Origin of the sequence: Hymenobacter sp. YC55 (assembly GCF_029433095.1) — a bacterium.
In the GTDB taxonomy this organism is placed as follows: Bacteria; Bacteroidota; Bacteroidia; order Cytophagales; family Hymenobacteraceae; genus Hymenobacter.
Genome location: NZ_JARNTX010000001.1, coordinates 1517218 through 1542774, shown reverse-complemented (window position 1 = coordinate 1542774; position 25557 = coordinate 1517218). Strand labels below are relative to the sequence as shown.

General features: G+C 55.8%; 16 protein-coding genes and 1 pseudogene. 5 read left to right on the top strand and 12 right to left on the bottom strand.

Going from position 1 to position 25557, the window contains the following annotated elements; all coding sequences use genetic code 11:
* Positions 1–191 precede the first annotated feature (191 nt).
* Complete coding sequence (locus tag P1X16_RS06625) at positions 192–1055, top strand: dienelactone hydrolase family protein (RefSeq protein WP_277227134.1); 864 nt, start codon at positions 192–194, stop codon at positions 1053–1055.
* 329 nt (positions 1056–1384) lie between these two features.
* Here the strand turns inward: P1X16_RS06625 and P1X16_RS06620 are convergent.
* The 12 genes and pseudogenes from P1X16_RS06620 to P1X16_RS06565 form a co-directional block, all read right to left on the bottom strand.
* Positions 1385–2131: pseudogene (locus tag P1X16_RS06620) on the bottom strand (phenylalanine 4-monooxygenase); the annotation flags it as partial.
* A gap of 405 nt (positions 2132–2536) precedes the next feature.
* On the bottom strand, positions 2537–3574 hold the full coding sequence (locus P1X16_RS06615; protein ID WP_277227132.1) for a DoxX family protein: 1038 nt from the start codon (positions 3572–3574) through the stop codon (positions 2537–2539).
* A gap of 46 nt (positions 3575–3620) precedes the next feature.
* The gene (locus P1X16_RS06610) at positions 3621–4004 is read right to left on the bottom strand and encodes a hypothetical protein (RefSeq protein WP_277227130.1); all 384 of its coding nucleotides are present in this window, start codon (positions 4002–4004) and stop codon (positions 3621–3623) included.
* 92 nt (positions 4005–4096) lie between these two features.
* Positions 4097–5464, bottom strand: a complete 1368-nt coding sequence (locus tag P1X16_RS06605; protein WP_277227128.1) for a helix-turn-helix domain-containing protein — start codon at positions 5462–5464, stop codon at positions 4097–4099.
* A gap of 121 nt (positions 5465–5585) precedes the next feature.
* Complete coding sequence (gene aroF, locus P1X16_RS06600) at positions 5586–6599, bottom strand: 3-deoxy-7-phosphoheptulonate synthase (RefSeq protein ID WP_277227126.1); 1014 nt, start codon at positions 6597–6599, stop codon at positions 5586–5588.
* Positions 6600–6813: 214 nt separating this feature from the next.
* A complete protein-coding gene (gene trpA / locus P1X16_RS06595; RefSeq protein ID WP_277227124.1) occupies positions 6814–7596 on the bottom strand; it encodes a tryptophan synthase subunit alpha in 783 nt (260 codons plus the stop codon).
* A 95-nt stretch (positions 7597–7691) separates the two neighbouring features.
* The gene (gene trpB, locus P1X16_RS06590; protein WP_277229474.1) at positions 7692–8891 is read right to left on the bottom strand and encodes a tryptophan synthase subunit beta; all 1200 of its coding nucleotides are present in this window, start codon (positions 8889–8891) and stop codon (positions 7692–7694) included.
* Positions 8892–8996: 105 nt separating this feature from the next.
* Positions 8997–9599, bottom strand: a complete 603-nt coding sequence (locus P1X16_RS06585; RefSeq protein ID WP_277229472.1) for a phosphoribosylanthranilate isomerase — start codon at positions 9597–9599, stop codon at positions 8997–8999.
* 70 nt (positions 9600–9669) lie between these two features.
* A complete protein-coding gene (gene trpC / locus P1X16_RS06580) occupies positions 9670–10485 on the bottom strand; it encodes an indole-3-glycerol phosphate synthase TrpC (RefSeq protein ID WP_277227122.1) in 816 nt (271 codons plus the stop codon).
* A gap of 78 nt (positions 10486–10563) precedes the next feature.
* Entirely contained in the window at positions 10564–11577 is a 1014-nt protein-coding gene (gene trpD, locus P1X16_RS06575) for an anthranilate phosphoribosyltransferase (RefSeq protein WP_277227120.1), read from the bottom strand.
* A 99-nt stretch (positions 11578–11676) separates the two neighbouring features.
* A complete protein-coding gene (locus P1X16_RS06570; protein ID WP_277227118.1) occupies positions 11677–12243 on the bottom strand; it encodes an aminodeoxychorismate/anthranilate synthase component II in 567 nt (188 codons plus the stop codon).
* Between the two features lie 144 nt (positions 12244–12387).
* Positions 12388–13803 carry an anthranilate synthase component I family protein gene (locus tag P1X16_RS06565; RefSeq protein WP_277227116.1) on the bottom strand — a complete coding sequence of 472 codons (1416 nt, stop codon included), beginning with the start codon at positions 13801–13803 and terminating at the stop codon, positions 12388–12390.
* A gap of 968 nt (positions 13804–14771) precedes the next feature.
* Here P1X16_RS06565 and P1X16_RS06560 point away from each other — a divergent pair.
* From P1X16_RS06560 to P1X16_RS06545, 4 genes are all read left to right on the top strand, one after another.
* Positions 14772–17315 (top strand): cellulase family glycosylhydrolase, encoded by a 2544-nt coding sequence (locus P1X16_RS06560; protein WP_277227114.1) that lies wholly within the window; start codon positions 14772–14774, stop codon positions 17313–17315.
* 9 nt (positions 17316–17324) lie between these two features.
* Complete coding sequence (locus P1X16_RS06555) at positions 17325–19730, top strand: glycoside hydrolase family 2 TIM barrel-domain containing protein (protein ID WP_277227113.1); 2406 nt, start codon at positions 17325–17327, stop codon at positions 19728–19730.
* A gap of 1143 nt (positions 19731–20873) precedes the next feature.
* Positions 20874–23894, top strand: coding sequence for a SusC/RagA family TonB-linked outer membrane protein (locus tag P1X16_RS06550; protein WP_277227111.1), 3021 nt, complete (start codon positions 20874–20876; stop codon positions 23892–23894).
* A gap of 11 nt (positions 23895–23905) precedes the next feature.
* A complete protein-coding gene (locus P1X16_RS06545; RefSeq protein ID WP_277227109.1) occupies positions 23906–25552 on the top strand; it encodes a RagB/SusD family nutrient uptake outer membrane protein in 1647 nt (548 codons plus the stop codon).
* The last annotated feature ends 5 nt before the right edge of the window (positions 25553–25557 follow it).

The following is a 25557-nucleotide window of genomic DNA, read 5'->3' as shown; positions in this document are numbered from 1 at the left end:
AACCCGCATAACCCAGTCACCCCTCAATTCCTACAACGCTTGACTGTCAGTCAACTGGCTGGTTCCAGTGTAAACTTGTGTAATTGTACAAAACTAAATTCCAATTTTACAGTTTACCACCAGTCTTTTGAACCTGTGTAATTACATTGGTTTACAGGTTTTTGTACTAATCCTTCTTCCTTACTTTCTACATGAAAAGAATCTGGACTCTCCTTACTGTGCTATTAAGCACGGCTGTTATGGCTTCGGCGCAAAGCACGATGAGCTGCTGCACCAAGCCAACAAACCAAAACGCAACGGAGGCCTTTGCCATGCTCGCCACCAACGAGGACTTCTCGGGCGGCCACGATGCACCGCTGCCTTTTCGTTATGCGGGCGAAGGACAGCCAATTGAGTTTAAAACCCCTGATGGCAAAACCGGGAAAGGATTCGAAATCAAATCGGCCACTCCCTCCGACAAGTACCTGTTCGTGATTCATGAGTGGTGGGGCCTCAACGACTACATCAAGCAAGAAGCCGCGCAATACGCCAAAGACCTGCCCGGTGTCAACATCCTAGCCCTCGACCTGTACGACGGCCAGGTAGCTACCACACCGGAAGAGGCTGGCAAATACATGCAAGCCGTGAAAACCGACCGCGCGCAGGCCATCATCAAAGGAGCCGTGCAATACGCTGGTTCTAAGGCACAAGTGGCAAGTGTAGGCTGGTGCTTCGGGGGCGGTTGGAGCTTACAAACCGCTCTGCTGGCTGGCAAGCAAGACGTAGGTTGCGTGATGTACTACGGCATGCCCGAGAAAGACGTAACCAAGCTCAAAACCTTGAATACGGACGTGCTTGGCATTTTCGGCAGCCAAGACAAGTGGATCAACCCGGAAGTGGTAGCTCAATTTCAGAAAGACATGGCCGCCGCCAAAAAGAAGGTGACCATCAAGAGCTACGATGCCGACCACGCCTTCGCTAATCCTTCCAATCCCAAGTACAACAAAACGTTTGGCGACGATGCCCACGCGCTGTCGGTAGCTTACCTGAAGAAGAACTTCAAGCTGAAAAGTTAAGGTCAGCACTTGGGGTAGTTAGCTGTAAGTAGTTGGTGGCCACACCTCAACCATAAGTGGCCACTTCCGAATAACAACAAAGCCCGGCTGTATGCGCAGTCGGGCTTTGTTGTTATTCGGAGGTAGATAAAATTTAAAATAATTAGCTCTACCAGACCTAATTACAAAAAAACAACAAGCAGATAGAGCAGAAACCTACCCGGCTATTTCAAGTTGGAAGCAATGGCTGTACTAGTATCCCCCCTCCCACTGCCATACTTCAGACAACTTGAAAAACTACGGAACAGGCTTCCACACTATTGCTTGTTGTGGTTCTGAATATAAGAAATTTATTCCACTGGTTTCAGTTGCCAATCAGAAGCCAGAATGGCCGCTAGCTCGGCTACGCTACCAGTAAGGTGCTCCCAATTGGGCAGCACGAAATATTGGTCCTGCAAATGCGCTTCGCTGTAGGGCGTGTGCAGCACGGTGGCCAAGTCGAAAGGCCGACGAGTACTGGTGTCGGCAATGCAATGGTGAATCTCGCCCGAGGAGGACAGCAAACCGGCGCCGTACATCCGGGTAGCGCCGTTTTCCTCTACCAACCCAAACTGCACCGTGAAACCATAGAGCCGATCGAGCCGCTCCAGCGCGGCCGCATCGTGCAGATGCTGCGCGGCTACTTGGCCCAGGAAGTGCAGGAAATCAGCAAACGCTTTGTCCATGAGCAGCGGCACGTGCCCAAATACCCCGTGAAACAAGTCGGGCTCTTGGATGAAGTCGAACTGCGCCATGGAGCGAATCCAGACGGTAGCCGGGAATTTGCGCTGCGCCAGCAAGCCGAAGAACTCGGCATCGTTGAGCATGCCGTGTACGGGCTCTAACTGCCAACCCGTAGCCTTCTGAAGCCGCTCGCTGGTTTCCTCGAAATTAGGAATGGCATTGCGGTGAAAACCAACGCGTTGCAGGCCATCCGCGAAAGCCTGGCAGGCACGTTTGTGCAGCAGAGCTGTTTGGCGGTCGAACAATACCTTCCAAACCAGTTGGTCTTGGGTGGTGTACCGGTCGTAGTGTTGCTGTAGCATGGTTGTATAGCAGAAAAAAGCCCGGCTCCTTGTGTTAGGAGTCGGGCTATATAAGGTTTCAGAGGTTAAGCGTCATATTTCGCTTCTAGCTTCCGTACCGGCAAGTCAGCCCGACTCCGTCCCGCGCGGGACGAATATTGGTTAGGCAAAACTGTTTCACTAGCTGGTGCGACATCATAGTGACAAATATATAGTAGAAGATTAGTAACCTGTATCGGTCGAGCTATTGTTTTTTTGAGTGTCACAGAAAAATAACATAGATTTTTAACTCTACCCACCCTCGGCTCGAAGGCCATATTTCAATTTATATAGTGATTTTTCTTAACACCCCCTTCTAAATAAAGGCAACTATTACACATACTACTATATATGGCAGCCGTTGCCGTCTACTTTTCACTGTTCTTTTCGCTATTATGCTTATCGTTGAAACTCATACTTGTTACGCATGAGGAAGGCGGTAGTACCATCGTATTTCACTTCTTTCAGCACTGAAAACTGATGCGAACTAAGGAGCACGGTGCGCTTAATCAGGCAGTCCTTCTTGTCGTCTAGCCCGCGGCCTTCGAGCACTAGTTGCAGCGTTTCATCTGGCAGGCGGGTTTTGCTACTGATTTGCAGCGGTACTCCATCCCAGGTCAGGCGAGTGCCATCAGCAGAAAGTTGGACCTTGTCGGAGCCTTTCACTTTGCTGCCATTAGGCTCTTGGTACACAAAGTCGAGCTCCAACTCCAGCGGTGTAGCTTGTATGCCAGTTAGGGTTGTAGCAAGCATAACAGGCTTTTTAGTGGTGTAGTCCAGGTAGGTTAGGGAGCCAGTCCATTGCTGAGCAATAGCAGTCAGTTCCTGCATGGCCACTTTGGCTGGCGTCTGCGACGGCTGCGCGACCACCGCACCAGCAGCCAACACCAGTACGACTGTTGCTACCTGAGCTTTTAGGGTAGCCGCCAGCGGAGCAGAAGCATGAATGTGCGCCTTTTGTACCAGCCAATAGTCCAGGGAATAGCGCCCGCCCCCAAGTGCTGCTACCAGCACAAAGGCCCAAAATAGGAATTGCTGATAATACATGCTGAGAAAGGGCTCAGGCTCGCCGTACCACAGAAAAGCAACAATCAGAAACTGAAAAGCGAGTTGCACCCCGTTCCAACGGGTTAGTAACCCCACTGCAATGAGCAGGCCACCAGCAAATTCTCCCCAAGCGGCCAACCAAGCCCACACATACGGTGTAGGATAGGTAAAACCAAGGGTGGCCACTTGCTGCACAAACCAGTCGGGTGGCGCTAGGGGCACGGCGCTGGTGGCTAGTTTGGCGGCTTCCTGTGTGGTGGTCAGGTTAATTAGCTTAGCCCAACCGGCCCCAACAGCAACAGACAACCCTAAGTGTAAGCGGAAAAGCAACCAGACGACATCGGCGAGGCGTGAAGAGAAAGGCTGCGCAACAAACAAAAGCTTTTTCATGGCGAAACGAAATGAGAGTGAGAAGTTGGGATGTAGTGGGTTCTTCTCAGAGCTTGTTTTCGCTGCTCATATTCAAGTTCGCTTCGCCGGTGATGCGCAGATCTAAGTTGGCCTTGGTGGCGGTGGAATTGACAAGCACAGCCGCCGAGCCAGCCGCAAACCGCAGTGTGGCTTGCTGCCCCGGCTTAAGGTTTGCTTTACTGAATGGGGCACCATTGGCAGGCCGCTCTTTCACTTCAACGGCTACTTTGCCCACGTTGCGAGCCGCTACTTTGAAGGCGCCGCGCTGGTTGCCACCAAGCACAAACTGCTGGCCAGGCTCGATAAATAAATCGGAATGCACATTGCCCCAGCAAGCGCTGGTCAGCAGCAGTAAACCAGTGAGCATAGTCAAAGGCGACTGAAATTGGAGGGCGTTCAGGACACGCATAGGTCAGGGGGTAGAGTTGGTGAAACAATGCTCCAAAGCAACACCCCGCTCTTACCCTAAGCGACCCGAATTACCTTCCGGGACGTCCCAACTTATAGATTGAGACCCGCGGCTACCTCACTCGGCGTTGCGCCGCGCAGCTTTTTAAACACCCGATTAAACGTAGATTTAGAATTGAACCCCGATTCCAAGGCTATGGCCAACAAGGTGTAATGCCGGTACCGCGGGTCGCGCAAACGACGCTCGGCCTCTTGCACGCGGTATTCGTTCACGTAGTCGTTGAAATTCTGGTTGAAGCCCGCGTTGATGACGCGCGAGAGCACCGAAGTATTGGTACCCAAGCGCGCCGCTAGCTGTGGCAAAGTCAATTCTGGAAGCAAGTAGGGCCGGTCAGCAGCCATGAGGTCACTTAGGCGCGCGGCCCACCGGGCTAGTTCCGGGTCAGTAGCCTCGGCAGTTGGCGCTGGCTTATCGACTACCGAGGCAGTGGCCGTTGCTTTATCGGCAGACAGGCTGTTAGGACTTGCCTCCAAAGCAGTCAACCAAGCATCGTCTTCCCCTGAACCGGCAGTTGCGGCTGGTACTCGCGCCGATGAGCGTTCTGCCAGTGGCACCGCCAGCGGAGCAGCAGGTACTTCAACTTCGGCGGCCTCAGCGGGAGTAGGCAAGAACTGCAGCGGCACGGCCAGCCGGTCGTTGGTGAGCAGGCCGGCAATGCTGAGAAAGTAAATCAGAATGCCCGTAGCCAGGAACTCATACCACATTTGATAGAAGTTGAGTGACACCACGCCCACATTCACTACCGAGAACAGAAAGGTGGTGCCCACGCCTAGCAGCATGGCTACCAACAAATTGCGAAGCCACACAAACCGAATTCGCTCGGTGTCGGAGAAGTAGTCGTTGATGTAGCGGCGGTACTGTTGGTACTCGCGCAAGGTCAGCCAGGCATACCACGCTATTGATACGTAGCCTAGCGCCTCCACCCAAAAGCTGAGGCCTTGCTGCATAGCCGCCAACTGGCCCTTGGTGCCGAAGTGGTACGGAAACGGCCGCCCGCGCACCCCATGCTCCCACCCCACATCTACTATAAAAGCGGCTGCCCGCCACCCCAAATACAGCAGCGCCGGCACGAAATGCAGCAGTTCCCTTCGTCCAAACCGAAACTCTTGGTTGGTGAGGCTGCGGAAATAAAAGTAAAGCGTTGGCCCTAGCGCCAGCCAATTCCCGAACGGGAAGTAGAACATGAACGTCGATAGCGCATTGTGGGCGTCGTACCAACCGCCAAACCCAAGCATCCACTGCGCCAACCGGACAGAGTGCAGCAACAACAGCAAAGCCAGCCACCCATCCGAAGCGGTTCCGTGCCGCCGGCCACGTGTCAGCAGCACGATGCTTACTACCACCCCTTGCAGAAAGAAGGGCAGCAGCAAGCTACTGTAGGCGCTGAAGGTGAAGGTCATGCCGGGCTTTTCGGTATCGGTGGCGAGGTTCCGCAGTAGCTAGTCAACAGCCAAAGCTGAACCGCCACCCAAAGAAACATCAGCCACCAATAACGAAAAACAAAAGCCAAAAACGTACGGCCTACTCCAGCTCCTGCCGCAGCGCGTATACCCTGCGCAGGTTGCGAATCAGGCGGCCGGATTCTTCGAAGTTCAAGGTTTGGGCCCCGTCGGAAGAAGCCTCTTCGGGCTTCTCGTGGGCTTCGTAGATGATACCATCGGCACCGGCCATTACGCCGGCTAGCGCCATGGTGGGCACGTACTCCCGAATGCCAATACCGTGCGAAGGATCCACGATAACGGGCAAGTGCGTTTTCTCTTTCAGAATAGGCACGGCGTTCAGGTCGAGGGTGTTGCGGCTGGCCGTTTCGAAGGTCCGAATGCCCCGCTCGCACAAAATCAGCTTCTCGTTACCGCCCGAAAACACGTACTCAGCCGACGACAGCAATTCTTCCAGCGTACCCGAAATGCCGCGCTTAATCATCACCGGCTTATCAACCCCGCCCAAGGCATCGAGCAGGTTGAAGTTCTGCGTGTTGCGGGCGCCCACCTGAAACACGTCCACGTAGTCGTGCATCTCTTCCACCTGCGACACCTGCATTACTTCGGTAATAATTTTGATGCCGCGGGCCCGGGCCATTTGGTGAAACAACTTCAACCCATCCATGCCCAACCCGCGAAACGAGTACGGCGACGAACGGGGTTTGAACACGCCCCCCCGCATAATGCGCACATCATTGTCGATGAGGTGCTGCATCATCAGTTCCATCTGCGGCTCGCTCTCGATGCTGCAAGGGCCAGCGGCCAGCGTCAGGCTGCCTTCCCCTATACGCACCCCGTCGCCGAGGTCGAGCACGGTAGGGCGTACGCGCCACTTGCGGCTCACTAGCTTGTAGTCGTCAGAAACCCGGTGAATGTCGAGGATGCCCGGCAACTGGCCGATGGTGCGCAAATCGAAGTCTGCTTTGCCAATGGCCACCAGGTAGTGCGCCCGCTGCGTGGTGACGTCCGTGGCTTTGTACTTCACGGCCTTGATGTGCGCCAGAATATCCGCCTTCGCGGCTTCCGTGATATGAGGGTCGAGTTGGATAATCATACTTCAAAAATCAAAAAACGCTAGGCCATACTGGCCGATATTTTCCCCGCATATGGTTTGCCATCCTTCATCTGTCATCCTGAGCTTGCGAAGGACCTTCTCACGCGTATACTGCTGGCGAAACAGTGGTTCGTGCCAACGTGGGAAGGTCCTTCGCAAGCTCAGGATGACAGATGAAGGAGAGCTAATAGCTCACACTTAGCAGGAAAACGATTTAGTTTAGAACAGAAGAAACAAACCGCGAGGCGGCAGCCGGGGCATCATCGACACCATCCAACGCCTTGATAAGGGCCGAGCCGATGATAGCCCCTTCGGCGTACTGACAAGCGTGCTGGAATGAGGCTTTATCGGCAATGCCGAAGCCAATGAGGCGCGGGTTGCGCAGCTGCATGTCCTCGATACGCTGGAAATACGCATCCTGTACGCCTTCGGCCTGCGTATTGGCCCCACCCGTAGTACCGGGCCCCGAAACGAGGTACAAAAACGAATCCGTCAACTCATCGATGCGGCGGATGCGGGCGGGTGCCGTTTGGGGCGTAATCAGAAACACCGGCTTCAGGTTGTAGCGCCGGAAGATTTCCTGGTACTCGTCTACATAATCATCGAGCGGCAGGTCGGGCAGGATAACGCCATCGACGCCCGCAGCGGCAGCTTCGCGGCAGAAGTTTTCCACTCCGAACTGCATCACCGGGTTCAGGTAGCCCATTAGCAGAATAGGCGTTTCGGGCACTTCGTTGCGAATGTCTTTGAGCTGCGTGAACAGCACCCGCATGTTCATACCGTTTTGCAAGGCTACGGTGCTGCTCTGCTGAATCACGGGGCCATCGGCGAGCGGGTCGGAAAACGGCATTCCAATTTCAATAAGGTCGGCGCCGGCGGCGGTCAGGGCTTTGAGCACCGGCACGGTGTCGTGCAGGCGCGGATAGCCCGCCGTGAAGTACACATTGAGCAGCTTCTTGTCCTGCTTTTGGAAAGCTTGTTGGATTCGGTTATTCATTATCAGGTTTCCGCAGTAGGCACGGAGAGTTACGCCAAGGGCGCGGAGGTTGCGCGGCTTTCGCATAATCTCCTGCGCCCTCGGCGGGCTAGTTTTTACTTAATAGAATCCGCGTACTTCATGTAGGTTTCCAGGTCCTTGTCGCCGCGGCCGGAAAGGTTGATAACCACTACATCGTTGGGGCCTGCGCCTAACTCACCGAGGGCAGCCAATGCGTGCGCGGTTTCCAGAGCCGGAATAATGCCCTCCAAGCGGCTGCACTCCGCTACTGCCCGCAAGGCAGTTTCGTCTTCAATGGAAATGAACCGCGCCCGGCCTTCCGCCGCCAGATAGGCATGCAACGGCCCAATACCTGGATAGTCGAGACCCGCCGACAGCGAATACGGCTCGGTAATCTGGCCGTCTTCGTCCTGCATAAGCAGCGTGCGCGAACCATGAATAATGCCCGGCTTACCCAACACCGACGTAGCCGCCGAGTGACCCGACGTAATACCATGGCCAGCTGCTTCTACCGCAATCAGCTGCACCGACGGCTCGTCGAGAAAGTGGTAGAACGCGCCGGCTGCATTGGAACCGCCACCCACGCAAGCCACCACGTACTGCGGCAACTCCGAACCCGTTTTTTCTAACAGCTGCTTGCGCATTTCCTCGCTGATAATGGATTGCAAGCGTGCCACCAAATCGGGGTACGGGTGCGGACCTACCACCGAGCCAATGATATAGTGGGTGTCAACGGGATTGGAAATCCAGTCGCGGATGGCTTCGTTGGTGGCGTCTTTCAGGGTTTGGCTGCCGCTGGTAGCGGGGCGAACTTCGGCACCGAGCAGGCGCATTCGCTCCACGTTGGGGCGCTGCCGCTCCATGTCTACCGAGCCCATATACACAATGCACTCCATGCCCATCAGCGCGCACACGGTGGCCGTGGCCACGCCGTGTTGCCCGGCACCCGTTTCGGCAATGATGCGCGTTTTGCCGAGCCGCTGCGCCAGCAAAATCTGCCCCACCGTGTTGTTGACCTTGTGGGCGCCGGTGTGGCAAAGGTCTTCCCGTTTCAGAAAGATGCGCGTGTTGTACTTCTTCGACAGCCGCTTGGCCTCGAATAGCGGCGTGGGTCGCCCTACAAAGTCGCGCAGGAGTTGCTGGTACTCGCGCTGAAACTCCGGGTCGGCGAGGATGGTGAGGTAATTGTCGCGCAGCTCTTCCACGTTGGGGTAGAGCATTTCGGGGATGAAGGCGCCGCCAAACTGGCCGTAGTAGCCGCGGGCAGTGGGTTCTTTATAGGTTGTGGGCGTCATGGCTCGTAGGGTTTCGGTGGGGATGATGCAGATACTTGCAGAATGAAGCAGGGCGAAGCGCAACATTTGGCGGCTATCTACCTCGGCTTATTATTGCAAGTCCTATCAGGTTCGTAGTTCAGTAAAAAGTTGCCGCAGCATTTCGGCGTCTTTCAAGCCCGGTTCAATTTCGAAACGGCTATTTAGGTCCAGTGCAAACAAGCCCGGCAGGCGCAAGTTCCGCAAGTCGTCGGCTTGATCTAAACTGAGGCCGCCAGCCAGGAAATAAGGCACCGGCAAGTTGTAGGCAGTTAGCAGGTTCCAGTCGAAGGCAGTGCCGTTGCCGCCGGGCTGGCTGCCTTTGGTGTCGAAGAGGAAATAGTCGACGCTCTCCACGTAGGGCAGCAACACCTCGAAGTCGAACTCCTCTCCCACCGAGAAGACCTTGATAACGGGTACTCCCGCGGCCCGAATAGCTGCGCACTGCGCGGGGGTTTCCCAGCCATGGAGCTGCACCAAATCTAGCCCTAGCTCGGCTACGCGCGCCAGCACCGCCTCCGTACTTTCATCCACAAATACCCCCACCTTGCGAATTCCGGTTGGCAGCGCCGCTAGTTCCGTTTTGCTAAGCTGCGCACCCACATACCGGCTAGACTTTGGGTAGAAGATGAACCCCAAAAAGTCCGGCCGCAAGGCAGCAACTGCCGCCATATTTTCTGGCTGCCGCATGCCGCAAACTTTCAAATAAGGCGTTGTTGGGGTCATGGCTGGAAAGGAGTGCGTCGGCCGCAAAACGGCTTTAGAGCAATGTCACTGCTTCGGTGGCGCGGAGCTGCTGCACCAAGGCGGCGCAGGCTTTTTCGGGGCGGCCGTGGCGCATGAATGTTTCGCCTATAAGGAAGCCTCGGTAGCCGACGGCGCGCAACGCCTCGATGTCGGCCGCTGAGCTTAGCCCACTCTCGGTCACTTTCACGTAGTCGTTGGGAATGCGCTGAGCTAGCTCGCCGGAGGTGTCGAGGCTAACGGAGAAGTCGTGGAGGTTGCGGTTGTTGACACCCACCAAGCTTACGGCATCAGGGTGCAGCGTTTTGTCGAGTTCTTCGGCGCTGTGGATTTCGAGCAGCACTTCCAGGCCGAGGCTCTTGGCGAAACGGCCCAAGCGCAGCACTTCTTCGCCCGTCAGTACGGCCGCAATGAGCAGGATGGCATCAGCGCCAATGCTTTTTGCTTCCAGAATCTGGTACTCATCTACCACGAAATCTTTGCGCAGAATAGGGCAGAAATTGTAGCGCCGGGCAACAGTCAGATCCTCGTTTTTGCCACCGAAGAACTCGGTATCGGTGAGTACCGACAGCGCCGAGGCACCGGCTTGCATGTAGCCCAACGTGGTTCGCTCCACCGGCGCGTGGGCATTGATTACGCCCTTGCTCGGCGACTTGCGCTTGAACTCGGCAATGATGCCGCTCAGGTCGTCGCGCAGCAGGTAGTGGCGCAAGCTCAGCGGCTGCGAGTCCATGTAGAGGCTTTTTTCCAGCAGTTTCACGGCTACCAACGCTTGGCGGTCAATTACCTCTTGGCGCTTGTGCGTGATGATTTTGTCGAGAATGGTGGGCATTTCAATAGCACCAGCTTACAGCTAGCAACGGTTAAGTGTAAGGGCGAAATCAGTGTTCCGCGGGTTGTTGAATGATAGTTACACAGCCACTAGGTTGCTGTGCGTGGCGGCCAACAGCTTCCGCAGCGCCGTTCGTGCCCGCCCGGAATCCAACGACTCTTGCGCAGCGGCCAAGGCTTCGGCGAAACCAAAGCTGGGTTCCAAACAACGGATGGCTAAGGCGGCGTTGGCCGTTACCACGTCGCGCTGAGGCCGAGTGGCGCGGCCTTCTAGCACGTTCAGGAACAGCTGCGCCGACTCGGCTGCATTGCGGCCACCTGCTAGCTCGGTGGGCTCGGTGGCCTGCAAACCAAAGTCGGCCGCCGTTACCATTTGCTCGCCCGTACTGGTGGCTAGCTTTGCTGCCGCAGTGAGGGACAGTTCGTCGTAGCCATCCAGGGCGTGCACCACAGTGTAGCACGCATCGGTTTGTTGCAGCAAGTAGTGGTAGAGGCGCAACAGCTCCAGGCTAAACGTACCGGCTACCTGGTAGCGCGGCCGAGCTGGATTCACGAGTGGGCCAAGAATATTGAAGAAGGTGCGCACGCCCAACTCGCGCCGCACCGGGCCTGCATGCCGCATAGCCGGATGGAACGAAGGCGCGTGCAGAAAGCAAATATTGGCCGTCTCCACCTGCCGCTTCAGCACGTCGTTGCTTACCGCAAAGTCTACCCCAAGCTGCGCCAGCACATCCGACGAGCCGCACACCGACGATACACCGATGTTGCCGTGCTTGGTAACCTTGTAACCCGCACCTGCTACCACAAAGCAAGCCAACGTGCTGATGTTGAGCGTATCTTTGCCGTCGCCGCCGGTGCCTACTATATCTACGGTGTCGTGGGTGCCTAGCTCCGGGTCACGGCTGAGGCTGAGCAGCGCGTCGCGGAAGCCAGCTAGCTCGGGTACTGAAATAGGGCGCATCCGGTACACGGCCATAAACGCCGCCATTTCTGCCGGATTGGCCTCGCCCTGCCCGATGTGCAGCATGGCCTGCCGCGCCTCGGCGTGGGAAAGCAGTTGCTGATCGAAAAGGATGTTGAGAAGGTGTTTCATTCTGTAACGCCAAGCAGACGCTTGCCGAGTCGGTAAACAATGAGACAAGAAACCTCAGCAGGCTGCACAATTGGTGGGCCGCTGCTGGAGCTTAGCGCATTAGGCCAGCCAGTTGCGCAGCATCTGGTGGCCGTGCTCGGTCAGAATGGACTCGGGGTGGAACTGCACGCCGCGCACGTCGTAGTCGCGGTGGCGGAAGGCTAGCACCTGGCCATCAGCGTCGAGGGCAGTTACTTCTAGCTCGGATGGTACCGACTCGGGGCGCACGCTCCACGAATGGTAGCGCCCTACTTGAAACTCTGTGGGCAGGCCGTCGAACAACTTATCGTCGGCCGTTACTTCGGCCTTGGTGGCAATACCGTGCAGCACCTCGGGCATATTATATAGCTCGCCGCCGAAGCTCTCTGCCAACCCTTGGTGCCCAAGGCATACTCCCAAAATCCGCTTGGTAGGCGCGTAGCGACGAATAATTTCCGGCATCAGGCCGGCTTCCGAAGGCAAACCCGGACCCGGCGACAGTAGCACCGCATCATATTCTTCTACATCGTCCACTGCTAGTTTATCGTTGCGGATGACGGTGGTGGCTTCACCGTGGCCTAACTCCCGCAACACTTGCACGAGGTTGTAGGTGAAGGAGTCGTAGTTGTCGAGGACCAGGATTTTCATATAGCTAGGCGGGATTTTAGAGGAGGTGGAGAACTTGGGAACGTAGGGTCTATTATTTCGTCAAGAGGTTGCAGCTGGTGCTTGGTTCCGCAGAATAAGTGTAGCTTCTTGGCTTTGCTTGAAGTGCGTTTCAGATTCAGCGTCTTAAACAGCCTCGGCTTCTTTCAGAGCTTTGCGAAGCGCAGCTAGTTTGTGGTGGACTTCGTTGAGTTCGGAATTGATGTCGGAAGCGGCCACTACGCCGGCACCCGCTTGGAAGTACAGCTGACCCGCCGTGCTCAGGAAAGAACGAATCATGATGGCGTGGTTGAAGTCACCGTTGAAGCCCAGGTAGCCGATGGCACCGCCGTAGTAGCCGCGGCCAGTAGGCTCCAGGCTGTCGATGAGCTGCATGGCGCGGTGCTTGGGTGCTCCGGAGAGCGTGCCCGCCGGGAAGGTGTCGGCTACCACTTGCAGCGGGCTAGCGTCCGGGCTTAACGTGGCGTTTACTTCGCTCACCAAGTGAATGACGTGCGAGTAGAACTGGATTTCGCGGAAGGTTTTCACCCGCACGTTGTCGCCGTGCCGGGCCAAGTCGTTGCGGGCTAGGTCAACGAGCATGGTGTGCTCGGCGTTTTCCTTGGGGTCGTCGGCCAGCTTTTGGGCCAGGGCGGCATCCTCGGCGTCGTGGCCGGTGCGGCGGAAGGTGCCGGCAATGGGGAACAGGCTAGCTTCGCGCCCCTTAATAAGGAGTTGGGTTTCGGGCGAAGACCCGAAGATTTTGAAGTTGCCGTAGTCGAAATAAAACAGGTATGGCGACGGGTTGATGGAGCGCAGCGCCCGGTACACATTGAACTCGTCGCCGGTAAAGCCCTGCTGAAAGCGGCGCGAAAGCACTATCTGAAACACATTGCCTTGGTGGCAATGCTGACGGCCAGCGGCCAGCACTTTCAGGAATTCTTCATCGGTCTGGTTGGTGGATTCCTCTCCTACTACCGAGAACTTGTAATCCGGCAACGAGGGGTTGCGCACCAGGTTGACAAGGCGCGTGAGGCCTTCGGGGTCGGTTTCCTCGCCGGCTAGCGTGTGCTCGAATACGTACAGCTCGTTGCGGAAGTGGTTCACGGCAATAACATACCGATACGTACCGTACAGGATGCTCGGAATCTGGCCGGCGGCCTGCTTGTCGGTGCGCAGGTTCAGGTCCTCGAAGTACTGCACGCCTTCGTAACCGATGTAACCAAACAAGCCTCCCGTAATGAAGTCGTACTCGGTAGGCTCGGTTTGGAAGCAACCCGCAAATTCCTGAAGGCGCGTGAGAGCAAGCCGAGGCTCGGTCAGGGTTTCGGTTTCGACGCTGTCGTCGGGGAAAGTTAGCTTCAACTCGTTGCCACTCAACTCGAAACGGGCCAGGGGGTCGAAGGCGAGGTAGCTGAACGCGTTTTGCTGGCCGTGGTAATCGGAGCTTTCCAGCAGCAAGCAGTTAGGATACCGGTCGCGCAGACGGAGGTAGAGGCCTACAGGCGTTACGGTGTCGGCTAGGACGCGGAGGTGGCGGGTGTGGAGCTGGAACTGTTTCATATGGGGCGTTTCGAGAGAAGCTAAGCGCCGGGTAATAAAAAAGCCCGGCGGGTCGGCCGGGCTTTCTGTAGAGTCGTTGCGGAGAAGAGTTTCGATGATCTTAACGCACGCACAGGAGGTCCCGTCCGGAATTTCCGAGAGGCCACCACCAAGCTTGCTGAGTCATTGAAACGGTCATTGCCAAAAGGTAAAGGGGCGTTGAGTAGCACAAAGGTAAGGTAGCTTTTTTACCACACAAGCAAAATTCAAGATTTGTGATGGAATAATGGCAAGAATAAGCGCCGATAGTTACGATAGTGTTAAGACATCCGGTTATTTGAGTGCTAGGTATGGCTACTCTGTAGGTGGTCTGATGCTAAGGTCTAGAGAAGCTAATCCTCCTTGGCCAAGAAATTAGAGGATACTGAACTATAACCAGCACGAGCTACAAGACCGTCATGCTGAGCGCAGCCGAAGCATCTCGCTAGTGTAGTAACCCCTTTTGTCAGCTCAACGATTCGAGCGAGATGCTTCGACAAGCTCAGCATGACAATGGTTTGGCAACATCAGCAACGACTAGTCAAACACCCCCAACTCCTCCTTGCTAGATTCGCAACATCATTTGAGGAAGGGAACTAGTCTTGGTCTTAGCATAGGCTAGACGCACTATTTCTTAAGCTAGCAACTGGCTTGCTGCTGATACGCACAAAACATGACGCCTTAAATTACCATCCATAAGCACACAATCAATTGAGCGATGAGGCCTCACTTGATTCATATGATTAGCTAGTACTTAGGCAGCGGTTGAGAGTATGGCTATGCGCACCGCTAGGCAAGCGAAGCAGGGTGTGGTTACACAAACGATTGGGCAACCCAATAAACCTATCTACTTTTCGGGCTGCTTAACGCCGCGCGCAAACTGCGCTTACAGTCCCCACCCTATGCTCAATCGATTATTTCTTCTGCTTTTTAGTGCTTGGCATATCCTTTTGGCGCTACCATCGGCGGCACAAAAGACTCCGCGCCAGCCTGAGGGCGACGTGTTTGTGGACAAACAGGGCGTACTGCGGTGGCAGAAAGGCAAGCAGGAAGTAGCGTTGTTTGGCGTGAACTACACCACGCCCTTTGCCCACGCATACCGGGCGCACCAAAAGCTAGGCGTACCGCATGAGCAGGCCATTGCGCAGGACGTATACCACTTGTCGCGGCTAGGGGTTGATGCCTTTCGGGTGCACGTATGGGACGTGGAAATCACGGATACGCTCGGCAATCTGCAGGAAAACGAACATCTGAAGCTGCTCGATTTTCTGGTGGCGCAGCTGAAGCAGCGCGGCATCAAAATCATCCTCACGCCGATTGCCTACTGGAACAATGGCTACCCAGAGCGCGACACGGGTACCGGTTTTTCCAGTATTTACTCGAAAACGCAGGCCTACACCAATCCGCGGGCCATTCTGGCGCAGGAGAAGTACCTAACGCAGTTCCTTAACCACCGCAACCCCTATACCAAGCAGCTCAACCGGGACGAGCCGGACATCATTGCCTACGAAGTATGCAACGAGCCCCGCTACCGCAAGCCCGAGGCCGAAGTCACGGCTTTCGCCAACCGCATGGCCCAAGCCATCCGGGCCACGGGCTGCCGTAAGCCGGTTTTCTATAACGTGTCGGAAAACCCGGATGTGTACGAGGCCATTTTGAACGCCAAGGTGGACGGGCTGACATTTCAGTGGTACCCGCAGGGCTTGGTAAGCGGCCACGCTTTGCGTGGCAACTTCCTGCCCTACGTCGACCAATACACAATTCCGTTTCAAACCGACAAGCGCTTTACCAGTAAGGCGCGCATGATCTACGAGTTTGAGTCGGCCGACATTATTCAGCCGGTGATGTACCCGTTTATGGCGCGCAGCTTCCGGGAAGCAGGTTTTCAGTGGGCCACGCAGTTTGCTTATGACCCCATGGCTATGGCGTTTGCCAACACCGAATACCAGACCCACTACCTGAATCTGGCGTACACTCCGGCCAAGGCCTTGAGTTTGCTGATTGCCTCCAAGGCGTTCCACCGCGTTGGCCGCGGGCAAACGTTCGGGCGCTATCCACAGGATTCGGTGTTCGATGCTTTTCGGGTCAGCTACCGGCAAGGTCTCAGTGAAATGAACACGCCCGAAGAGTTCTACTACACCGCTTCCACCACTACGCAGCCCAAACGGGTAGCAAGCTTACAGCACGTGGCAGGGGTAGGCTCCTCGCCAGTGGTGCGCTACGGCGGCACCGGCGCCTACTTCCTCGACCGACTGGCCGCGGGCGTGTGGCGCTTGGAGGTGATGCCCGATGCCGTACCCATCCGGGACCCTTTCGAAAAAGCGTCCTTGGATAAAGCGGTAACGCAGATTCTGTGGAACAACCAGCCCCTACAGCTTTCGCTGCCGGAGTTGGACAACAACTTCAGTTTGCGTGGTCTCAATGAAGGCAATACCACCCAAGCACAGGCCACCAACGGCAGCGTTATGGTGCAGCCCGGCGTGTACGTGGTGTCCGCCACTGGCAAGTCAACCACGCAGTTCACGTCCCAAGCCACCTACAACTACATTAAGCTAGGCGAGTATGCAGCCCCGGCGCCTACCAAGCTTGGACCACAAGTGCTGCACACGCCGCCCGCGCAGGTTTCGGCCGGACAATCGGTGCGCATCACGGCCCGCCTTACCGGTGCTACGCCCCAAGACAGCGTATTTCTGGTGGCTCAGCACTATTACGGCCGCACCCAGACGCTCCCCATGACCACCACGAGCTACGCCACCGTAGAAGCCACCATACCCGCCGACATGGCTTATCCGGGTATGTTGCGCTACTGGATAGTGCTCCGTAAAAAAGACCAGACGCTGACCTTTCCAGGCGGTTTCGAGGGCCAGCCCCGAGATTGGGACTACTACCATTCCGAGCATTGGGAAACTCCTATAGTGGCGGCTGCTACTCCCCTGCCCCTTTTCCAAGCCAGCCGCGACCAAGAGCAAGTAGAAGCACGCGGCATAGCCAGCACCGCCTGGACCGACTATGTAACCACGCCCACCGGCACGCTGGCATTGCGTTTAGTACAAGGAGCCGCGCGGCCCAACCAACCGCAACCTGCTGCTACAACTGGCCCAGCCGCAGCTTTGCGCGCCTACTTCGGGCACAAGCTTGCCGGCCGGGTCACTGAGCTAGCAAGCTTCAAGGAAGTTGCTATCCGGGGGCGGGCCAGTGAGGCGGTTACCTCCGTGAAAGTGGTGCTGACCACCAAGGATGCAACCGCCTATTCAGCCACCGTTCAGCTTGGCCCGGAAATGCAGGAACTACGGATTCCGCTTTCCGCATTCCGTCCCGATGCACTGTTACTGGTGCCGCGCCCCTATCCCGGGTTTCTACCGTTGAACTACCAGCCCGCTCGTCAACCTGCCCTGCAACTCACTGAAATGGAGGTGCTGCACGTGCTGTTTGATGTTCCCGCCCCGGCCACCGGCTCACGCCACCTCGACCTCGAATCCGTTTCCTTGCAATAGACCTTATATATGCCTGACCTTACGCTGCTTTCCAAGGTTTTTGCCCGTGTTGGGGGCAGCTTGCTGCTGATAGGCGCTCTGAGCGAATGCTCCACCCACTCCTCATCTAGTATAGCGCCGGCGGTTGACTTCAACCAAGACTGGCAGTTTGTGAAGGATATAGATACGGCAGTTACTGCGTCCTTCTTCACCAACACCACCGACAGCACCATTCGGTGGGCAGCCGTATCGTTGCCCCATACGGCGCAGCTAGAGCCCGTCGTGACTGATAAGAAGCAGTGGCAAGGCATCTGTTTTTACCGCAAGTTTTTCCAGGTACCCGCTGCCGATTCCGGCAAACAAGTAGCTATTCACTTTGGGGCGGCCATGCACACTGCCGATGTGTACTTGAACGGCAAGCGGCTCGAACGGCACGTGGGTGGCTATCTGCCCTTTACCGTGGACGTGACGCGCCAGTTGAAGTATGGGCAGGAAAACTGCCTGCTGGTGAAGCTCAACAACCAGGATAACCCGGCAGTACCGCCGGGCAAACCACTCAAGGACCTGGATTTCAACTTTTACAGTGGCCTCTACCGCTCGGTGCAGCTGTTGGTGCAAGACAAAGTCCACATTTCCGACCCCGTAGAAGCGGGGCACGCGGCGGGCGGGGGCATTCTGGTACACTACGAAAACGTAAGCCCGCAGTCGGCTACGCTGCGGCTGCAAACCGAAGTAGAGAACAAAGCAGCCCAGGCTCAGACTGTACAAGTACGCGCGACCTTGCTCGACGACAAAGGCCAGGAAGTGGGTAGAACGCAAAACGAAGCGGCTGGCATTGCCTCTGGCGCTTTCGAGCGTGTAGACCAGCAGCTTTCCATTGCCAACCCGCGCCTTTGGTCGCCGGAGCAGCCGTATCGTTACCGGCTGGTGGTGGAAGTGCTGCGCGAAGGAGCCGTAATTGACCGGCAAGAGCTGCACACCGGCATCCGAACTATTCGCTTTGCCAAAGACGGTTTTTACCTCAACAACCAAAAGCTTCGGCTGCGGGGCACCAACCGCCACCAAGAGTATCCCTACTTAGGCTACGCCCTATCCGACAACGCGCAGTACCGCGACGCCTGGCAGATTAAAGACGCGGGCTTCAACTTCGTGAGGTGCTCCCACTACCCGCCCTCCCCTGCTTTCCTCGATGCCTGCGACGAGCTTGGTATTCTGGTGATGAACTCTATCCCGGGCTGGCAATTTTTCGGGAATGCGGAATTCCAGAAAAATAGCCTGCAAAATGTGCGCGACATGGTTCGCCGCGACCGGAACCACCCGAGTATCGTGCTCTGGGAATCGTCGTTGAACGAAACCGGGATGAGCAAGCCGTACATGGAGCAAACCCATCAGGCGGTACATCAGGAGCTTCCCTGGAAGGAAGGCGTGTACACCTGTGGCTGGATGGACTACGCCTACGACGTGTTTATTCCGGCTCGCCAGCACAGCAAGGCGCCCGATTACTGGAGCAAGTATGCTGGCAAGAAGCCGCTGCTGCTGTGCGAGTACGGCGACTGGGAGTACTACGCTCAAAACGCCGGCTTCAACCAAACTGCCTACGCCGGCCTGAAGGAATCGGAGCGGACTTCGCGCCAGCTCCGCGGCCAGGGCGAACGGGCACTGGCGCAGCAAGCCCTCAACTTCCAGGAAGCCCACAACGACAATTTCCGTAGTCCGGCAGTGGGCGATGCCAACTGGCTGATGTTCGATTACAAGCGCGGCTACGCCCCCGATATTGAGTCGTCGGGGGTGGGCGACATTTTCCGTCTGCCCAAATTTGCGTACTACTTCTACCAAAGCCAGTACGGCCCGGTAACTACTCTTCATGGCTTCGGTAAACCCATGGTGTACATTGCCAATTACTGGCAACCTACCTCCGCCAAGCAAGTGGTAGTGTATAGCAACTGCGACGAGGTGGAACTGCAACTCAACGGCCAGCCCGTAGCCCGCCAGCGCCCCGATGCTAATGCGTTTTCCAATAAGCTAAAGCATCCTCCCTTCACGTTCACGCTACCCGCCTTCACTCCAGGCACGCTGCGGGCAGTTGGCTACCGTAACGGGAAAGCCGCCGCTCAAACCGAGCGACGCACTCCTGGCGCGCCGCAACGCCTTCAACTTAGCTACGCCCGCCACGGCAAAGACCTAGCAGCTGGCCAGAACGACGCCGTATTTGTGTACGCTTCCGTAGTAGATGCCAATGGCACCGTCGTACCGGAAGTTACCACGTCTGTCAGCTTCACTGTGCAAGGGGCCGAGCTCATGGGCGACAACCCAATGAAGGCAGAAGCCGGTATTGCCACCATTCTACTTCGCGCTGGGGTTAAGCCCGCAGCTATTCAAGTAACAGCTTCGGCTACTGGCTTAATCAGCAACACATTGATCATCAACAGCAAGTAGTTTTATTGCTCACTAGCATAAATCACCAGGGTCCATGGCGTAATCTGTTGATTAGCTTCTAAGCTGTTGCCACCATTTCCCTTCGAAAACAGGACACTGTTTTACTACCAATTTGCAGCTTGTATGTGCAGCGTCACTAAGCTCACGATGTCGTCTTAAAAGCAGCTTCGTCTGCAACAGCTGTACGCAGCTAAATTTTGATGTAGTCGTATTCCAAACTCATGGCTGCTAGGTTAGCACTAGCACGACGGCTAGTTAAGAGACCTGGAATCATAAAGTGTACGCTTCGTTTTTGGGCATCTTGAAAGAAATCTACAATCCAAGCAAAAAATAGCAATTGTATTTTTCACATAAAAAAAGTCTAATCATGCTACGCTGTTGCCTCTTTTAGGACAGCTTTTAGCCTTTATTTATGTGATGGTCAGCTCGACCTTGGCAACTATACTTTACGAGTATTTGAAATTCGAGCGAGGTTTTTGCTAGACTTTATTAGGTGGAAATGTTATTTCAGATACGGGCACCAAAGACAATTCTGCCTCGATTACCTATCTAGTTTGCAGCTGATTTAGACCTGTACAGCACAAGCAAACTCGTTATTGAAACGTGGATTGATTAGATGTTTTTCGTGTATAAACATCTTTACGTCAAGGGGCATACCGTTCGAGCGTCTTACTAAATCGATTTAGTAAGACTTTATTTATGCTTCACATTTGGCCTTGTAGTGCTCCTATTCCTCGGTTTTGCAAGTATCTACCAACAAACACCCGGTTGAATAAACTGGTTAATCGGTGAAGCGGGTTTGGTTGTGCAAGCAGAGAAACCTAAGGACCTCATTGCCGAGGCTGAAGATTGCCGAATCGGAATGGGTTGGGAGAAAGCCCAATTGAAACAAGTGAAGTTTCGCCAGCAAAATAGATTTATTGCTATTCTTAGGGAGCCTCTGCAAACGTTTTCGATGTCGTTTGCAAACATTTAACTTGCGCACTAAATTAATAAGCAGTCAATGCTAAATACCTTTTAAAGGGCCCCGTGAAGTAGTCCGCCGGCTCTAGCTAGGCCCTTTGCCAGATCATTAAGCATTGCCTCAAATTCCCGCTCCGGCAAAACCGGAAAAGTCCAGTTCAACACCCAAACAAATTCCCAATGAAACACACCTACCTGGCAAAACTTTTGTTTTTGCTGCTGTTTGTGTGCGCCGGTTTCACCGGTGCATTCGCCCAGACTGGTTCAGTGAGTGGCCGCGTTATTGACGAAAAAGGTGAAGGCCTACCCGGCGTGACAGCCCTCGTGGAAGGAACTACCCTTGGCAACTCCACTAATTCCGATGGCACCTTCTCTATCCAGAACGTGCCAGCTGGCCCCCACACCCTAATTATTTCGTACGTAGGCTTCACGTCGTTGCGGCAGCCTTTCACCAGTGCTAGCGGCCAGAATGTTGCCTTAGGCAACCTAACCCTCAATGAGAATACCACCCTGCTCAACGAGGCGGTGGTAGTAGGCTACGGTACGCAGCGCCGCCAAGATGTAACAGGTTCTGTTGCCACGGTCCAGGCCAAAGACTTCGTGCAAGGGCAGGTAACCAACCCCGAGCAGTTGGTGCAGGGTAAAATTGCGGGCGTAAGCATCACGACGGGTGGTGGCGCGCCTGGAGCCCCGGCTTCGGTACGTATCCGCGGTAACTCTTCGCTCAACGCCAACAACGACCCGCTCTATGTAATTGATGGAGTGCCGGTAGACAAAGGCGGCATTTCGGGCGCTTCTAATCCGCTCACGCTCATCAACCCCAATGACATCGAGAGCGTTACGGTGCTGAAGGATGCTTCGGCGACGGCTATCTATGGCAACCGCGCTTCCAACGGTGTTATTCTGGTTACCACCAAAAGAGGTCTGCAAGGCGAAAAGCTGACGGTTAATCTGTCGTCGCAGACCTCTGTTTCCCGGCGCGCCAACGAGTACGATGTACTGGGTGCTCAGGAATTTAGCGACATTATCCGGGCCAATGGCTTGGGGTCGCAGGTTGCTACGTTGGGCACTGCCAACACCGACTGGCAAAGCGAAATCTTCCGCACGGCCGCTACCTACGATAACAACATCAGCCTGACGGGCAGCTTCAAGAAAGTGCCTTTCCGGGTTTCCTACGGCAACCTCAACCAGGAAGGCATTGTCATCACCAACAAGCTCAAGCGGAACACGGGTTCTATTAGTTTGACGCCTTTGCTCTTCGATGACCGTTTGCGCATCGACATCAACGCCAAAGGAACACTGGTTGACAACCGCTTCATCGACAATGCTCAGGTAGGCAACGCGGTGCTTTACGACCCAACGCAGCCAGTATTTGGAACCAATGAAATGCGGTACGCTCCTTACGGCGGCTACTTTCAGTTTCTGCAGTCCAACGGCAACCCGCTCGGGCAGGCCATTGGCAACCCGGTGGCAGCCCTCAACAACGTCAACAACACCAGTGACGTGAAACGCCTGATTGGCAACGTGCAGTTCGACTACAAGATCCACGGCATTGAAGGGCTGCGCGCCAACCTGAACCTGGGCACCGACATTTCGCGGGGCGAAGGCTCAACTGTCACCAACCTCGCCGACTTCGGCAACTACCTCAACCAGGGCCGCTTCACGCAGTACAACCAAGACAAGGACATGCGTTTGCTGGAAGCCTACTTGGCGTACAGCAAGCAATTTGGCGGCACCAAGTTCGATATCCAGGGTGGCTACTCCTACCAAGATTTCGTAACGAAAAACGACAACTTCCTCGACTACCGTTTCGACCGCACGACGCTTGTCAATCCAACGGCGGTACTAACCGTACCGGGCGGCTACTCGAAGCTGGTGCTGCTTTCTTACTTCGGCCGGACCACGCTGAACGTGAAGGACCGTTACTTGCTGACGGCCACCGTCCGGAATGACAATACCTCGCGCTTCTTGGAAGGCAACCGCAGCGGCGTATTCCCGGCTGTGGGCTTAGGCTGGCGCTTGAAGGGCGAAGAATTCCTGAAAGACAACAACACCTTCTCGGAATTGAAACTGCGTGGTGGCTGGGGCCGCACGGGCCAGCAAGACATTGGCGGCGTGTACGACTACTTGCCGCGCTACGTGACCGGCAACGCTGCCGCCCAATACCAGTTGGGTAATGGCTTTGTTACCACCCTGCGCCCCTCGGGCTACAACCGCGACCTGACCTGGGAAACCACCACAACCTGGAACGCAGGTATCGACTATGGTTTCCTTGATGACCGTATTTCGGGTGCCATTGATGTGTACCAACGCACCTCCGACGACTTGCTCTCGCTGGTGAACGTACCGGCTGGCGCCAACCTAACCAACCAGCTCAACGCCAACATTGGCTCGCTGCGCAACCGCGGTATTGAATTCAATATCAACGTAGTGCCTGTGCGTTCCGAAGACTGGAACTGGGACTTGAACTTCAACGTCGCATACAACAGAAACAAAATCACCGATTTGGGTCAGCAGCAGGAGGGTTTTGCGGGCTACCTGACCGGTGGTATTCCGGGCGGCACGGGCAGCACCATCCAAGTCAACTCGGTTGGCTCGCCTTCCAACGCCTTCTTCGTGCGCCAGCAGGTATACGACTCCAATGGTCGTCCGATTGAAGGCGTGTACGTGGATCAGAACGGCGACGGCATCGTGAACGAGCGTGACAATTACCGCTACAAGCAGCCCGCTCCGCTAACTGTGCTTGGCTTCTCTTCGAACGTGTCGTACAAGAAATTGAACCTGTCGTTCTTGCTGCGCGGCAACGTGGGCAACTACGTGTACAACTCGGTGGCGGCCAACATCGGCAACCTCTCGAATGCGCAAAGCTCGTCGGGTTTCCTGCTCAACCTGCCCACCGACATCCGGAATACCGGTTTCAGAAGCCAGCAGATTTTCTCGGACTACTATGTTGAAAACGGCTCGTTCCTGCGCTGCGAGAACATCACGCTCGGCTACAACGTCGGCAAGTTCTTCAACGACAAAGCCACGCTTCGTTTGACGGGCGCTGTGCAGAATGCTTTCCTAATCACCGATTATACTGGTCTCGATCCGGAGGTAACCAACTTCAACACCACCGACAATCGGTTTGAGGCGGGTATCGATAACAACTTCTATCCCCGCTCCCGCACGTTCACCTTCGGTTTCAACGTTGGCTTTTAATATTCCCACCTATGCATAAGAACTTACTTCGGGGACTGGTTGCCGTAGCAACTGGTTTAACCCTAGCCACAAGCACTACTTCTTGCACCGACGACCTCGACCAGCAGCCACGATTCGAAACCACTCCCGATAAGGTATACGTTGACCTCAATGGCTACCGCTCGGTGCTGGCCAAGCTGTACGGCGGCTTTGCTCTGACCGGCCAGACGGGCCCTAACGGTGCCGGCGACATCGGCGGCATCGACGAAGGTACTTCCGACTACATCCGTCAGTACTGGAGCGCGCAGGAACTCACCACCGACGAGGCCGTAGTGAACTGGAACGACCTTGGCATCCGGGACTGGCACAACATGAACTGGGACTCCAGCAACCCGCTGCTCCGCGGCTTGTACAGCCGGATCTACTTTGAAATTGCGGCCTGCAACGAGTTCATCCGCGAATCATCGGACGATAAGCTGGCCTCCCGCTTGAGCGGCAATGATGTAGCTGCGGTAAAGCAGTATCGGGCCGAAGCGCGGTTCCTGCGGGCCGTAGCCTACATGCACGCCATGGACCTGTTCGGCAATGGCCCATTCGTGACAGAGGCCGACCAGGTGGGCTTCACTAGCCCTCAGTACTACACACGGCAGCAGTTCTTCACGTTTGTGGAGCAGGAACTGACAGCGCTGGCTGCCGACCCTGATTTTGCCGAGCCGCGCACCAACGAGTACGCCCGCGTTGACAAAGCCGCCGCCTGGGCGATGCTCTCCCGTCTGTATCTGAATGCCGAAGTGTACACCGGCACTGCGCGCTATGCCGATGCCGCCGCGCAAGCCAAAAAGGTGATTGATGCCGGTGGGTTTTCCTTGGTTACCACGCCAGCCGGAAACGTGTCCTCCGCCTATGGCCGTCTTTTCCTGGCCGACAACAACACGGGACCAGCCCGCACCGAAATCATTTGGCCCATTGCCTTCGACGTGAACAACACGCAAAGTTACGGTGGCACCACGTTCCTGGTGAACGGCGCTACTGGAACCTCTGCCGCTTGGCAGGCCCGCGTGGGCCAGTCGACGGGTTGGACGGGTCTGCGCACGACCAAGAGCCTGTTCAACTTGTTCCCGGATACTGCCCGCGACACCCGCGGCCGTTTCTGGACCCGAAAAGCCGATAACTCGGCCCGCTCCATTGAAATTGCAGACCTCTACGACTTCGAGCAGGGCTTGGGCGTAGTGAAATTCCGCAACATTAACTCGGCCGGTGCTGGTCAAGGTGGCGCGCAGAACTTCTCGGGAGTCGATTTCCCTATGATTCGTTTGGCCGAAGTGATGCTCACGTATGCCGAAGCCGCCGCCCGTGGTGCTGGCGACCGGACGTTGGCGCTCAACTACGTAAACCAAATCCGGGCTCGTGCCTTCAACAACCAGCCCGGCAGTGCTATTACCGCCGCGCAGCTCACTCCCGAGTTCATCCTCGACGAGCGGGGCCGGGAGTTGTACTGGGAAGGCTACCGCCGCACCGACCTTATCCGCTACAAGCGCTTTGTAGAAGGCACCTACCTGTGGCCGTGGAAAGGCGGCGTTGCAGCCGGCCGGGCCGTGGATGCTTTCCGGATCGTATTCCCCATTCCTGCCTCCGACCTATCAGCCAACCGCAATCTGCAACAGAACAGCGGTTACTAGCCAAC